At 44.2% G+C, this 14,184-nt stretch carries 12 protein-coding genes; 3 read left to right on the top strand and 9 right to left on the bottom strand.

What is annotated here, in order from left to right:
• Window positions 1-47: 47 nt before the first annotated feature.
• The 6 genes from leuB to ilvD all read right to left on the bottom strand — a co-directional run bounded on the left by leuB (window position 48) and on the right by ilvD (window position 8,441).
• A complete protein-coding gene (leuB, locus tag GDZ68_RS09605; RefSeq protein WP_153722076.1) occupies window positions 48-1,148 on the bottom strand; it encodes a 3-isopropylmalate dehydrogenase in 1,101 nt (366 codons plus the stop codon).
• 390 nt (window positions 1,149-1,538) lie between these two features.
• Window positions 1,539-3,080 carry a 2-isopropylmalate synthase gene (locus tag GDZ68_RS09600; RefSeq protein ID WP_153722075.1) on the bottom strand — a complete coding sequence of 514 codons (1,542 nt, stop codon included), beginning with the start codon at window positions 3,078-3,080 and terminating at the stop codon, window positions 1,539-1,541.
• On the bottom strand, window positions 3,067-4,101 hold the full coding sequence (gene ilvC, locus GDZ68_RS09595; protein WP_153722074.1) for a ketol-acid reductoisomerase: 1,035 nt from the start codon (window positions 4,099-4,101) through the stop codon (window positions 3,067-3,069). The genes GDZ68_RS09600 and ilvC overlap by 14 nt, the downstream gene beginning before the upstream one ends.
• A 28-nt stretch (window positions 4,102-4,129) precedes the next feature.
• On the bottom strand, window positions 4,130-4,648 hold the full coding sequence (ilvN, locus tag GDZ68_RS09590; RefSeq protein WP_153722073.1) for an acetolactate synthase small subunit: 519 nt from the start codon (window positions 4,646-4,648) through the stop codon (window positions 4,130-4,132).
• Window positions 4,645-6,393 (bottom strand): biosynthetic-type acetolactate synthase large subunit, encoded by a 1,749-nt coding sequence (gene ilvB, locus GDZ68_RS09585; RefSeq protein WP_153722072.1) that lies wholly within the window; start codon window positions 6,391-6,393, stop codon window positions 4,645-4,647. The genes ilvN and ilvB overlap by 4 nt, the downstream gene beginning before the upstream one ends.
• A 380-nt stretch (window positions 6,394-6,773) precedes the next feature.
• Window positions 6,774-8,441: a dihydroxy-acid dehydratase gene (ilvD, locus tag GDZ68_RS09580; RefSeq protein ID WP_153722071.1), complete on the bottom strand. Its 1,668-nt coding sequence runs from the start codon at window positions 8,439-8,441 to the stop codon at window positions 6,774-6,776.
• Window positions 8,442-9,727: 1,286 nt separating this feature from the next.
• Between ilvD and sda the strand changes: the two genes are divergently transcribed.
• The gene (sda, locus tag GDZ68_RS09575; RefSeq protein ID WP_153722070.1) at window positions 9,728-9,859 is read left to right on the top strand and encodes a sporulation histidine kinase inhibitor Sda; all 132 of its coding nucleotides are present in this window, start codon (window positions 9,728-9,730) and stop codon (window positions 9,857-9,859) included.
• 212 nt (window positions 9,860-10,071) lie between these two features.
• Window positions 10,072-11,226, top strand: a complete 1,155-nt coding sequence (locus tag GDZ68_RS09570; RefSeq protein ID WP_153722069.1) for a polysaccharide deacetylase family protein — start codon at window positions 10,072-10,074, stop codon at window positions 11,224-11,226.
• A gap of 41 nt (window positions 11,227-11,267) precedes the next feature.
• Here the strand turns inward: GDZ68_RS09570 and GDZ68_RS09565 are convergent, their stop codons facing one another.
• From GDZ68_RS09565 to GDZ68_RS09555, 3 genes are all read right to left on the bottom strand, one after another.
• The gene (locus tag GDZ68_RS09565) at window positions 11,268-11,582 is read right to left on the bottom strand and encodes a DMT family transporter (RefSeq protein WP_153722068.1); all 315 of its coding nucleotides are present in this window, start codon (window positions 11,580-11,582) and stop codon (window positions 11,268-11,270) included.
• Complete coding sequence (locus GDZ68_RS09560) at window positions 11,545-11,934, bottom strand: DMT family transporter (RefSeq protein ID WP_153722067.1); 390 nt, start codon at window positions 11,932-11,934, stop codon at window positions 11,545-11,547. Before GDZ68_RS09560 ends, GDZ68_RS09565 begins: the two co-directional genes overlap by 38 nt.
• A gap of 159 nt (window positions 11,935-12,093) precedes the next feature.
• Window positions 12,094-12,678, bottom strand: coding sequence for a TetR family transcriptional regulator (locus GDZ68_RS09555; protein ID WP_153722066.1), 585 nt, complete (start codon window positions 12,676-12,678; stop codon window positions 12,094-12,096).
• Window positions 12,679-13,047: 369 nt separating this feature from the next.
• On the opposite strand from GDZ68_RS09555, the gene GDZ68_RS09550 reads away from it, so the two are divergent.
• Complete coding sequence (locus GDZ68_RS09550) at window positions 13,048-14,169, top strand: class II histone deacetylase (RefSeq protein ID WP_228551069.1); 1,122 nt, start codon at window positions 13,048-13,050, stop codon at window positions 14,167-14,169.
• Window positions 14,170-14,184: the final 15 nt, after the last annotated feature.

Genomic DNA, 14,184 nt, shown 5'->3' with positions numbered 1-14,184 from the left:
CCTTCCAACGCCTGTCGGAGCTAAACGGCCGTCTCCGCTTTTGGTTATTAAATATAAGAATACATAATACTGTTAGACACAAACTGAAGGTCCAGTTCGTCTACGATTTTATCTGTCCATTCTTTTGTGGATAATGAGCGCTGGTCTTTGCCGGCTAAGTCTGCAGTGAAGTGTCCTTCTTCAAACACGGTATTTACTGCTTTTTCTACTGCTGCTGCTTCTGTTTCCAGTCCGAATGAATACTTCAGCATCATCGCCACTGAAAGAATTGCCGCTGCCGGATTGGCTACGCCCTGGCCTGCCACGTCCGGTGCTGAACCGTGTACCGGTTCGTATAGGCCTAATCCGTCGGAGCGGACACTTGCGGAAGGCAATAAGCCGAGTGATCCTGTAATTACGGAAGCTTCATCACTTAAAATGTCACCAAACATATTCTCCGTTAGGATGACGTCAAATGCAGCCGGATTCGTAATGAGCTTCATGGCACAGGAATCCACTAACTGATGCTCCACCTCAACATCCGGGTAATCAGCTTTCTTTTCTTCTACAATTTTTCTCCACAGTTTACTTGACTCGAGTACATTCGCTTTGTCCACAGAGGTTACTTTGCCTTTACGCAACCTGGCCAGTTCGAAACCTTTGTCGACAATACGTTCGATTTCCTCACGTGTGTATACCAGTGTGTCTACTGCAGATTGATCTGTATGCCTGCTTGGTTTACCGAAATAAAGTCCTCCGGTTAATTCACGCACAATCAGCATATCGACTTCTTTTACAATGTCTTCTTTTAGAGGAGAAGCATGGATTAAAGAAGGAACAGCTGCAACGGGGCGGAGGTTCGCGAATAGATCAAAGTGTTTGCGAATTGCGAGCAACCCTTTTTCCGGCCGTAATTCAGACGGATTCTGATCCCACTTCGGCCCACCTACAGCTCCGAGGAGAATGGCGTCACTTGATTCACATAATTCAATTGTTTCTTTTGGAAGCGGATCATTTTTGTCATCAATTGCCGCTCCGCCAATTAGTCCATACTCAGTATGGAATGTATGGTTGAAGCGTCTGCCGATCACTTCCAGCACTCGAACAGCCTCTGCCATTACCTCTGGTCCTATGCCGTCGCCCGGCAATACTGCTATTTTCTTTTCCATAGAACTTCTCCTCCTTGATCAATCTCGTATCACTCGATCGAATACTCTATCCTCTATTTAAAATGTTCCCTGCCTAAACCTGTACTACGGACATACTTAGTACGCAGTTTGGGATCTGCGCTTCAGACGGTACGCTTTCCGGAGGGCCCGCGGTGAGCCAAGCGAACAGCGAAGTGTTCGCTTTGCCGTATTTCTGCGTCCTTTGTAGAAATTTAGGCAATACAGGGTGCCTTCTACACGCTATTTTCGCTTCGCTCCCCAAAGTTGTCTCACCTGTCGGGCTGATCCTCCCGGAGTCGACCGTCTTTCGCTTCGATCCTACTTACTATTTTCTAAAGAATATCCTCTTCACTTTATATTTCCTGTCCACTAAAAATGCAGTTAATTAAGTCAATTAATTACTTCTTGTTTACGCATTTTCTCACGTACTAATTGGCGGTTAATTGCATTTAGATAAGCTTTTGCAGATGCTTCCAATACGTCTTGTGCCACATCGCGGCCTTTCAGTTCCAAGCCATTATAAGTCAAATTAACAAGCGCTTCTCCCAGTGCATCCCGGCCTTTACCGATGGATGTTACACGGTAGTCGAGAATCAGAACCTCACCTTTGATCACAAGTTCTAATGCGTTGAAAATGGATTCAACAGAACCTGCGCCAGTTGTCGCAACGGTAACGGTTTCGCCGCTTGGTACAGTAGCTGTAACCGTCGCTGTAGGTATATTGGATGTACCGTACTGAACCTGTACGTTGTGCAATTCATAAATTGGAGTATCGGTATCAGCCAATTGCTGGCCGGTAAACAGTACGAATAAATCGTCTTCTGTAATTTCTTTTTTACGGTCTGCAAGCTTTTTGAAGTCATCAAATGCCTCATTGATTTGCTTGTCAGTCAGTTCAAACCCCATCGTGACTGCGCGATCCTTAAATGCAGCGCGTCCGGAGTGTTTACCGAGTGCTAACGGAATATCCGTTTCCCCAATCAATTCCGGTGTGATGATTTCATACGTCTGCCGATTTTTCAGCATGCCATCCTGGTGTATACCGGATTCATGGGCGAATGCATTTTTGCCGACAACTGCTTTATTTGGCTGGATCACTACACCTGTCAAACGGCTTACCAGCTGGCTTGAACGTTTAATTTCCTGTAAGTTGATGCCGGTCTCCATATTATAGAAGTCGTTGCGGATATGCATAGCTACCGCAATTTCTTCCAATGAAGCGTTTCCTGCACGTTCTCCGATTCCGTTAATCGTGCACTCCACTTGATCTGCACCGTTTTCCACAGCTGCGATGGAGTTGGCCACAGCCATCCCCAAATCATCATGACAGTGTGCAGACAACTTTACTTTCTCGATTCCGGTAACATTCTCTTTCAAGTATTTGAAAAGAGCACCATATTCCTGCGGTGTTGCATAGCCTACAGTATCGGGAATATTGATTGTGGTAGCTCCGGCTTGTATTACTTTGTTAATGATTCTGACGAGGAATTCAGGCTCTGAACGGAAAGCATCTTCTGCTGACCATTGAACGAGAGGGAAATACTGCTTTGCATATTTTACCGCATCTACTGCTATGTCAACCACTTCGTCCGGAGATTTTTTCAGCTTATATTCCATATGAATCGGCGATGTTGCTAAAAAAACGTGGAGATGAGGCTGGACGCCGCCGCGAAGGGCTTCCCATGATATATCAATATCTTTCTTCATCGCTCTTGCAAGGCCTGTAACTGTTGAGTTCTTCACAGTATTAGCGATACGCTGAACGGCTTCAAAATCCCCGGGGGAAGAAGCAGGAAATCCTGCTTCAATGACTGCAACCCCGAGTTTTTCAAGTTGGCGGGCGATCTCTAACTTTTCTACTGTATTTAAATTAATACCTGCAGATTGCTCACCGTCGCGAAGAGTGGTATCGAAAATATCAATTTTTCTCACTCGCTACCACTTCTTCCTCTTTCGACTTAGCTCCTTCGCTGATGAATGGCATCATAGAACGAAGCTTTTGTCCAACTTCTTCGATTTGGTGCTTAGATTCAGCTTCTTCGATTGCGTTAAATTTAGGACGTCCGTTTTTGTTTTCTTCAATCCATTCTTTTGCGAACTTACCTGATTGGATATCAGTAAGAATATCTTTCATCCGTGCTTTTGTATCTGCATCGATAACACGCGGTCCAGAAACGAAATCTCCCCACTCAGCTGTATCAGAGATGGAATAGCGCATTCCAGCCATTCCGCCTTCGTACATTAAGTCTACGATTAGCTTTGTTTCGTGCAATGTTTCGAAGTAAGCAAGTTCAGGCTGATATCCAGCTTCTACAAGCGTTTCGAATCCAGCTTTTACTAATGAAGTCAAGCCGCCGCAAAGTACTGCCTGCTCTCCGAAAAGGTCTGTAACTGTTTCTTCTTCAAATGTTGTTTCCAATACGCCGCCGCGTGCAGATCCGATTCCTTTTGCATATGCAAGAGCTACGTCTTTCGCCTGGCCTGAAACGTCTTGATACACTGCGAATAGTGCCGGAACACCGCCGCCTGCTTCAAATGTTCTGCGTACTAAGTGTCCTGGTCCTTTTGGAGCTACAAGGAATACATCTACATCAGCAGGAGGTTTGATTTCGCCGAAGTGAACGTTGAAACCGTGAGCAAATACCAGTGATTTACCTTTAGCAAGAGCCGGCTCGATTTCTGCTTCGTATACTGCTTTTTGGTTTTCGTCAGGAAGCAGGATCATGATCAAATCTGCTTTTTCAGATGCTTCTTTAACAGTCAATGCTTCTAATCCGTCAGCTTTTGCCTGATCGAACGATTTACCCGGGCGTACGCCGACTACTACGTTGAAGCCTGAATCTTTTAGATTACGAGCATGTGCGTGTCCTTGTGAACCGTACCCGATGATTGCGATTGTTTTGTCCTGTAATAGTCCTTCATTGATATCCTGGTTATAATACATTTTTGTCATTTTCATTTCCTCCTAGTGTGTGTGTGAATTATTGTTTTAAAATCGACAGCTGTGGTGCTTGAACCTTTTGCATGTCACGGGCAAATGCCGTCGCGCCGGTTCGTGTTAACTCTTTGATGCCATATGGTTTCAGCAAATCGATGAAAGCTTCGATTTTGTCTGGGTCACCCGTTACCTGGTAAGTTACTACATTCTTTCCTGAATCGACAATGGTCGCCCGGAAAGGTTCAACAATACTGTTCATTTCAGCACGGATCTGCGGCGGCGAGATCACCTTGACTAAGGCGAGCTCACGCAGCACAATTGCTTTATCCGTTATATCTTTAACTGTAATAACATCTATCTGCTTCTGCAGCTGTTTTACAAGTTGTTCGATTTTGTTTTCATCTTCCACATGAACCTGGAACGTCATTTTTGATCTATTTGGTTGTTCAGTAGGACCCACTGTAATACTTTCAATGTTAAATTGACGCTTCATGAGAAGTCCTGTTACACGGTTCAGCACTCCGCTTTGGTTGATAACTGTTACGGTAATGATTCGTTTCATTTAGGACTCACTCCAATCATTTCTGCACTGCCTTTACCTGGCGCTACCATCGGATAAACGTTTTCCAGCTGTTTTACCCGGCAGTCAATTAGAACCGGCTCATCTGATAATAAAGCTTCTTCAAAAACTCTCTCTGCTTCTTCCAGCGTATTGATCCGGTATCCTTTCAGATCATACGCTTCAGCCAATTTGATAAAGTCCGGCTGAACCGGCATCAGCGACTGCGAATAGCGTTCTTCATAGAATGTTTGCTGCCACTGACGGACCATGCCCAGTGCACCGTTATTTAGAATGATAACTTTAACGGGAATCCGCAGTTCCTGAAGCAATGAAAGTTCCTGCGCCGTCATCTGGAAACCTGCATCCCCGACAACTGCGATTACACGCGCATCAGGTTTCGCAATCTGCGCCCCGATAGCTGCCGGGAAACCGAAGCCCATTGTGCCAAGGCCGCCGGATGTTACCCAGTTGTCCGGATTATTCAAGCGGTAATACTGCGCCGTCCACATTTGATGCTGGCCCACGTCAGTCGTTACAATCGCATCACCTTTTGTTATGCGGTGCACAATTTCCAGTGCCTGCTGTGGAAGAAGATCCTTGTCGTCTTCTTTGTACCACAGCGGATATTCTTTCGACATATTCTGTAAGTATTGTACCCATTCCGATGAATCAGGCGATTTGAAGTCCGCTTTCAGCAATGCCGCCAATGCTTCTTTTGCATCCGAGACGATCGGAATTTCAGTTACAACGTTCTTGCCGATTTCTGCCGGGTCGATGTCTACGTGAATCACACGTGCGTTCGGCAGGAATGACTGCAAGTTCCCTGTCAGCCGGTCATCAAAACGGGCACCGACATTCAGCAAAACATCACACTCATTCAAACCGTAGTTGGCAGTTGCCAGTCCGTGCATTCCAGCCATTCCGACAAATAATTCATGATCTCCATGAATAGAACCCAGACCCAGCAATGTGTTCGCTATAGGAATCTGATGTCTTTCCACAAGTTCTTTCAGTTCATTTGTTGCGCCTGCATGAAGCACCCCGGCTCCTGCAAGGATCATCGGCTTTTTCGCTGTAGAAATAGCTTTTGCAGCTTTTTGAATTTGCAGGTAATTCGGCGTTTTAGTCGGCTGGTAGCCAGGTAAATTCACTTCTTTATTTTCCTTTTCAACTGGTACGAACAGATCTGTTGCAACGTTTTTCGGAACATCGACAACAACCGGTCCCGGTCTTCCTGTAGAAGCAATATGGAATGCTTCGCGGATGATCCGCGGAAGGTCTGCTACATTCTGCACCTGGTAATTATGTTTCGTAATCGGCTGTGTAATGCCGATGATGTCTGCTTCCTGGAAAGCATCTGTACCGATTACAGTACTCGCTACCTGCCCGGTGATTACGACCAGCGGCAATGAATCCATCATGGCATCTGTGATACCCGTTACTAAGTTCGTCGCTCCCGGACCTGACGTCGCGATGACAACGCCTGTTTTCCTTGAAACACGTGCATATCCTTCTGCTGCGTGGATTGCCCCTTGTTCATGACGTGCCAGAACGTGAGGAATAGGATCGTTGTAAAGCGCGTCATAGATCGGAAGCACTGCGCCTCCCGGATAACCAAAGATGACTTCAACATTTTGTTCTTTCAGCGCCTGGATTAAGATGGCGGATCCGTCTAAAGATTTCTTATTAAGTTCCATTGGCTTCGCTGCGGCGGCTGTTTGTTTTTCTTTTACTTCAGCACTCATAATGGACTCCTCCTTGCATTTTTCAAATATTCAAACTCATCAATGTTGTTTTCTCCTAAAAAAAAGCCTTTTCATCCCACGCAAAGAAATCTCTTTTCTTCACATAGGGATGAAAAAGCTTCCATGGTACCACCCTAGTTCGTGACAATCGTCACCTTATGAGAAAGCAAGCCTAAACTCCGCTTTCTCATTGCTAACGAGCCCAAATTCTTGAGCCCGGGACTGCCTAATCGGCCTAACCTTTAAGCAGTCCACTCCGAGGGGATGTCGCAAATAGTTGTACTGCCGGCTTCCAGCGCTACCGGCTCTCTGTGAATACAATTTTCTATCTGCTTTAACCTCATCAACGTTTTATCTTTATTCAACTTAAAACTCTCAGCTTATATCTTCATTACTCCGCCTGTACTGGCTGAAGTAACAAGTTTTGAATATCTTGCCAGATATCCTTTTTTGATTTTAGGTTCAAATGGCTTCAAAGCATGTCTGCGCTCTGCAAGAACTTCGTCAGGCACATTCAGTTCAATCGTACGGTTCGTCAAGTTAATTTCGATGATATCACCATTCTCGACAAGAGCAATCGGCCCGCCGTCTGCAGCTTCCGGTGAAATATGTCCGATGGAAATTCCTCGGGATGCACCGGAGAAACGGCCGTCTGTAATGAGTGCCACTTCTTTTCCTAACCCTCTGCCCATAATGGCGGAAGTTGGAGCAAGCATTTCCGGCATTCCCGGTCCGCCTTTTGGACCTTCGTAACGGATGACTACTACATGCCCTGCCTGCACAGTGCCATCATCAATTCTATCCTGTGCTTCTTCCTGTGATTCAAAGACAATCGCTTCGCCTTTGAACTCTTTAATAGAAGGATCAACAGCACCGACTTTAATAACAGAGCCTTCAGGGGCAATATTTCCAAATAAAATGGACAGGCCGCCGACTGGGCTGTACGGATCATCTTTCGTCCGGATGACATCTGTATTCGTGATTTCATGTCCTGCTACATCTTCCGCAATTGTCTGCCCTGTAATGGTAATCCGGTCTTTATGGATGGCCCCGTCAATTTTACACAATTCATTGACAATTGCGCTTACACCTCCGGCCAGATGAATGTCATGCATAGAATAATCTGATGCCGGCATGATCTTCGCCAGATACGGTACTCGTTTTGCTACCTCATTTACATCTTCAATATTGTAGTCAATCTCTGCTTCATGTGCGATGGCCAGTGTATGGAGGACTGTATTAGTGGAACCGCCCATTGCCATGTCCAGCGCGAATGCATCATCGATTGTTTCTTTAGTTATAATATCTCTTGGCTTAATATCTTTTTCAATACATTCCATTAAATGCTTCGCTGCCTTCTTGATCAGCTTATGACGTTCGTCAGAGGTTGCAAGAATTGTCGCATTTCCCGGCAATGCCATACCGAGCATTTCCATCAGAGAGTTCATGGAGTTCGCTGTGAACATTCCTGAACATGATCCGCACGACGGACAAGCATTCTCTTCAATGTCCTTCAGCGTTTCCAATGTCATGTTTCCGCTCTTATATGCTCCGACCCCTTCAAAAACAGATGTTAGTGAAAGAGCTTCTCCAGTTGCTGATACGCCAGCTTCCATCGGTCCGCCTGAAACGAATACGGAAGGTACGTTAGTCCGTACTGCCGCCATCAGCATGCCCGGTGTGATCTTGTCGCAGTTCGGTATATAGAAGACACCGTCAAACCAGTGTGCGTTAATGACCGTTTCTGCTGAGTCTGCTATCAGTTCGCGGCTCGGCAGTGAATAGCGCATACCGATATGCCCCATTGCGATTCCATCATCCACACCGATCGTGTTGAATTCAAATGGTACACCGCCCGCTTCCCAAATCGCTTCCTTGACTACTTCAGCAAATTTGTTCAAATGCATATGTCCTGGAATAATGTCAATATATGAGTTGCATACACCAATAAATGGTTTGTTCATATCTTTCGTTTTAACACCGGCTGCATAAAGTAAGCTGCGGTGCGGTGCCCGGTCGATCCCTTTTTTAATCATGTCACTTCTCATTGCAATCTCTCCTAAACTAATCGAACGAACCAATTATCAATCAATTGCATTCAGTTGAATATTCTGAATAGCCAATGTATAGAACCACACGGCTATGAACTAGATTGTTGCTATCATATCTTGTATAAAGATAAAGGTCAACCGTATTATTAAAGTTTTTACTCAATTGTGACTAATGAAAAACCACTGAATACGCTTACATATGCAATACATCGCGATATATTGCATATCAAGATTAACAAAAGTTTTTTTATGTTTTCTAAGACTTCCAAGACATTCTCTTTTAGACTCTATTCTTTTAGTGGATTTCATAGTTTACTTTCTTCAACTATATAAGTTGAATTAATAAATAAGCATTCTACAAATTACTTAGTACCGTTGATTTCCGTTCCAGGCGGACGCTTGTCTTGCGGGCCCGCGGTGAGCCAAGCGAACAGCGAAGAGTTTGCTTTGCCTTAATTTCTGTGTATTTTACAGAAATTAAGGCAATACAGAGTTCATTCTACAATCTTTTTTCGCTTCGCTCCCTAAGTTGTCATCACCTGTCGGCGTTCTTAGGCTGCCTGGAACGAAGGCACACTGGCTGGTGTTTCAAGACTTTTTGTGTGAGCAGGCAGTATGAGCACACTATTTGGGGCTATTACAATGGGGATGATTTTTGATGTAATACTTATCATCCTGCAAAGGCTTAGATTCTTGTGATCGATGCATTTACAAACTCGAGATGCGGAACAAGACAAGCTAATTCATACTCTGCAAAAAAATCAGTACATTGTACTTTCTCCAACACTAGCGCAGGCGCAACTGCGGGGTAGGCCGTGGCTGTGAGACTGCTGGCATGCTCTTCGCCAGTAGGCTCATAGCGTAAGGCAATCCCCCAGCGCCGAAGCGGGTTTAAACTGCAAACTCACACATCAATTAAAATCCATAAAAAGTTGAGAAATGAAATCCGCACATATTAAATCCACACACTGTCAACATCCATGTGACAGGTTGTCAAGCACATTTTTTGGTGAAGAGCCTTATATATAAATTAAACTATTTAGAAAACTCTTCGACACTTTTCGACAACTATTTTTTTGTTTATAACTCTATACACATAATACCCTGTAATATCAGTGTGTTTACCTTCTCTATTCACATAATACTAACAACTTATCCACCTGCCATGTGGATAAAACGAACGGTTGTTCTTTCCCGATGCCTCTGGTAATATCATAATTAACATCTTGAGAGTATATGCAGCTTGGAGGACTTCTATTCATTTAAGGGGAGGCGATTCTATTATGCTTCAATTATCGGATCAATTGCTGATTTATTCATACCAACAGGCCCGGAGACTTAAACTAAACAATGAATTCATTGTCATGCTTGAAAGAGAGATACAGAAGCGCTCCTTAAAGTTGTCCCGCCTCTGACGCTCCCTCTCTCTTCCACAGTAGAAAAGGACTGTTCTGTGCACATGCAGAACAGTCCTTTTTAGTAGGTTAATTATTCTGCTTATATCATTAACTTCTTTTATCTCTGTCATTCACAAAACTGCAAGACTTTCCTCATAATTCACCTTGCTTTCCCGCCTGCGACAACTTACTATTAAAAAAGTGCATACAGAATAGGAGACATACATCGAATGAAGAAGTTACTAGTATTGGCTGTATTTTTTTGCAGCTGTTTATTTGCCGCCCCCCTCACCCATGCTGCTGACCGTCAAGTTGTGAAAGTCGCTGCCGCTTCCCCTGTTTTTAAAGATACCCAGAAAATCGCTGTTTTTTCGAAAGGCTCTGTTCACACAGTTATGGGATCTGACGAGCGTTTTTACTATTCTAAAATCGGTGACCTGGAAGTAAAGTTCTCAAAACAGCACGCTCATCCAGTATCTCAGGACGCTGAACAGCTGAAAAGTGCAAATCCCGTTCGCATTATGACGAAAAAAAGTGTACCGGTCTATTCAAAACCTTCCGTAAAAGCAGTTCAATTCGGTCACCTGCAGTCAAAGCAAACCGTTTTTGTTCAGAGGCTGAAAGGCGATTTTTATCCAGTTATTTTCGGCGGTAAAACGGGTTACATCTATAGAAAAGATATCGAAGTTCAAAAAGGACTCCCTGTTATCATGTATCACGACCTCGTGAAGAATAAAGACGGAGATAATTTGTCCATTCTGGAAGTAAGTAAGTTTAAAGAGCAAATGAATTATTTAAAAGTCAACGGATGGCGTACCATTACATCTGAAGAATTGACACTCTGGCTGCAAAAGAAAATAAAGCTTCCTGAAAAATCCGTTTTGATTACATTTGACGATGGGTATTCCTCTACAGCAGATTTAGCATATCCAATTCTTAAGGCAAACAAATTAAAAGCAACCGCCTTCTTGATTGCCAGCCGAATTAACCGCCTAGGCTACTTGACTGAGCAACAAATGCAGGCAACACAGGACGTCATTTCTTATCAGAGCCATACATATGATTTACATGGCTTTAATTCAATGACGGGACTGGCACTGCTGGAATACACACCCAGGCTGCTGATCTACGAAGATCTGTTAAAAGCCAGCCAGACGATTCATGAAATCGTCCCGCGGCAACCTTCAGTATCGGCCCTTGCCTATCCATATGGTCTTCGTAATACAGAAGCTCTGCGCGCCAGTAAAGTCGCCGGCATTAAAAGCGGCTTCACCATTACAGAAGGCAATGTGTTCCAGGGCGACTCACCGTTTCATTTGAACCGCCAACGCGTTCATTCGGGTATGTCACTGAAAGATTTCGAAAAGAAACTGCTTGGTCAGTAAAAAAAGGAACGTTCGCTATATGACGCGAACGTTCCTTTTATTTATGACAATGCTTTTAATCCTACAACTCCAACAACAATCAACGCGAGGCTTGCTACACGGCCTGTACTTTTGGATTCGTTGAAGAAAATCATGTTTATGATCACGGCGCCTGCCGTACCGATACCAATCCACACCGCGTAGGCAGTACTGACTTGAAGATACTTGAAAGAGTTATATAGGAAGAAGAATGCCGTGCCGAAGCCTCCGTAATATATTAATCCCATCATCAAGCTCTTATTCTCACTGAACTTCTTCAATCCGATTACACCGATGAGCTCACTTAGTGCCGCCAAGAACACCAGTATCCATCCCATTCTCCTCCACTCCTTTCAACGCTTTCTTTTCATCCATGCCATCTGCTATTTTCAGTCCTGCCACGCCGATCACTAGGATGAAGATGAAAAATAGTTTCCCTAAACTTATATCCTCTCCGAAAAAAAATACATCCATTAAAGATGTCCCGACTGTGCCGATTCCTGCGAATACTGCGTATACTGTTCCAGTCGGCAGGCCTTCACAAGCTTTCGTTAAGAAGTGAAAATCGACAAATATAAAGCCTACGATAAAAATCCAATGCCACCATTGATCTGCTGTATTGAAGCCAAAAATCCAGACTAATTCAAAGAAGCTAGTCAATGCCACATATAACCAGGCTTTATTCATAATATCCCCTCCACTTTTCTATCTTGAAATATCTTTTTTGACTGACTGTCATTCATTTTACCACAATAAAAGATTTAATGCGATACAATTTTTCCACAGTCACTATTACCAGAAAAAAAGACGGGGCGGATGGAAAGGCGCCCCTCCCTGCCTATTCTTCCATTAGCTTTTTACCGTTTGAAACTGAAGTGCATAATTCATGAAGTCGAGAACCTCTGACTTTTGACGGTCTGCTTCATTTTCATCATGGCTGGCATACAGAAAAACCTGCTCTGCAGTCGACTCGATGAGCCCGATGAGAATTTTAGCTGTCCGGTCAGGCTTGATGGAATCGCGGACTGCCCCTGCGGCTTTCGCGGCTTTCAATTTCTCGCTGACCCATTTATAAAACGGCGCGTACACTGCTTCCCACTCGCGGATTTGCTCAGTGGAGGCCAGTCCTGAATAGATGACGGCCAGTATCTCATAATATTCTTTATTCACTTCATATATGGCATCCACCATTTGCTCGAATTGTTTAGGATAAGGAGCCTGGTCATCCACTGTGTGCTTTACTATATCCATAGTTTTGACCACCATCACTTCTGCGATAGCCGGCATTAAAGACAGCTTCGAAGGAAAATACAAATAAAAAGTTCCTTGTGCGATTCCCGCTCGCTTGACGATATCTGAGATTTTCGTCTTCTCTATTCCCTGCTCTTTAAAAACCTGTATGGCGGATTGAACAATCGCTGTTTTCTTTCCCAATAAACTCCCCACGCTCTCTGTCTATAGATTTTTAATATTATATCTCAAACATTCTTTTCTGACAACTCGCCCCTCTTTTTCCTTTTGACAGTGAGTGCCGTTGTAAACTTTTTTAAATTATACAAAATTTGCAGTTGACAAGTGACTGATATTCATTTATTGTTTGTACTCAGAGAGAAGGAATGTCACCATCCGGACACAATTCCCGCTTCATTGACAATGATTCTTTGCCGACTTCTTACTTAAGTTTATCACAATAGAGCGGCAAATTTGAAGTGTAAATGAAAACGCTTACTCGGGTTCGCCTTATATTTTCGAATGACTGATATTCATTCATCTACCTATATACACTATTTTGGAGGGATACAAATGAACACTGGCTATATTTTTGATGAAAGTTACTTCTGGCACGACACGGGCAGCGGAACGCTTTTTTTACCTTCAGGAGGATATATGCAGACTGATGTGTTTGTGGAACACCCTGAAACAAAGAGACGCGTCAATAATCTCCTGGCACGATGCGGTTTAATGAAACAGCTCAATCAAATTGAGCCCCGTCCCGCCACTAAAGACGAAATTGAATATTTTCATACCCCTGAATATGTGGAAAAAGTGAAGCATTTAAGCGATACGACTGGCGGAGATGCAGGAGATCATGCCATTGTCGGCAGAGGTTCCTACGAAATCGCTCTTCTCTCTACAGGAGGTGCGCTGCGTGCCGTTGACGCGGTGATGGAAGGCGAAGCCGATAATGTCTATGCGCTGACACGCCCCCCGGGTCACCATGCTGAAAAAGATAAAGGCATCGGATTCTGCATTTTCAATAATGTGGCGATTGCCGCGAAATATGCGCGTGAAAAATACGGGTTGGAGCGAATCATGGTGTTAGATTGGGATGTGCATCACGGAAACGGAACGGAGCAGGCTTTCTATGAAGATCCAAATGTCCTGTTTTTCTCCATTCACCAGCACTTAAGCTTCCCTAGTGACACGGGTTACAAGGAAGATACCGGCGAAGGTGCAGGAAAAGGATATAACGTCAATATTCCATTGCCGCCGGGAACTGGGGATAAAGGCTATATCCATGCGTTCGAATCGATTATCGAACCGATTGCGGATGAATTCAAGCCAGAATTAATTATCATATCCGCCGGACAGGATCCCGGCATGTTTGATCCGCTTGGCCGGATGATGATGACAGCTGAAGGATTTGGCAAGCTGACCGATATTATGCTGCGTATTGCAGGCAAGCATTGCGGCGGAAAAATCGTGTTCTGTCATGAAGGCGGCTACAGCAATGCTTACGTGCCGTTCTGCACACTAAAAATCATCGAACGCTTAAGCGGCATTGAAACCGATGTGACCGATCCATACTCATCCGGAGCACAAGGATATCCCGATCAATTATATGCCAATCAAAAAGAGGCGATTGATGAAGTAATTGATGTGCAGAAAGAATTTTGGTCTGTACTGCGTCCTTTTGTCAGTTAAATAGGAGAGAACTGC

Source organism: Sporosarcina cascadiensis, from assembly GCF_009650995.1.
Lineage (GTDB): Bacteria > Bacillota > Bacilli > Bacillales_A > Planococcaceae > Sporosarcina > Sporosarcina cascadiensis.
The sequence above is the reverse complement of the archived record's forward strand: the minus strand, read 5'-3'. Positions and strand labels throughout refer to the sequence as shown.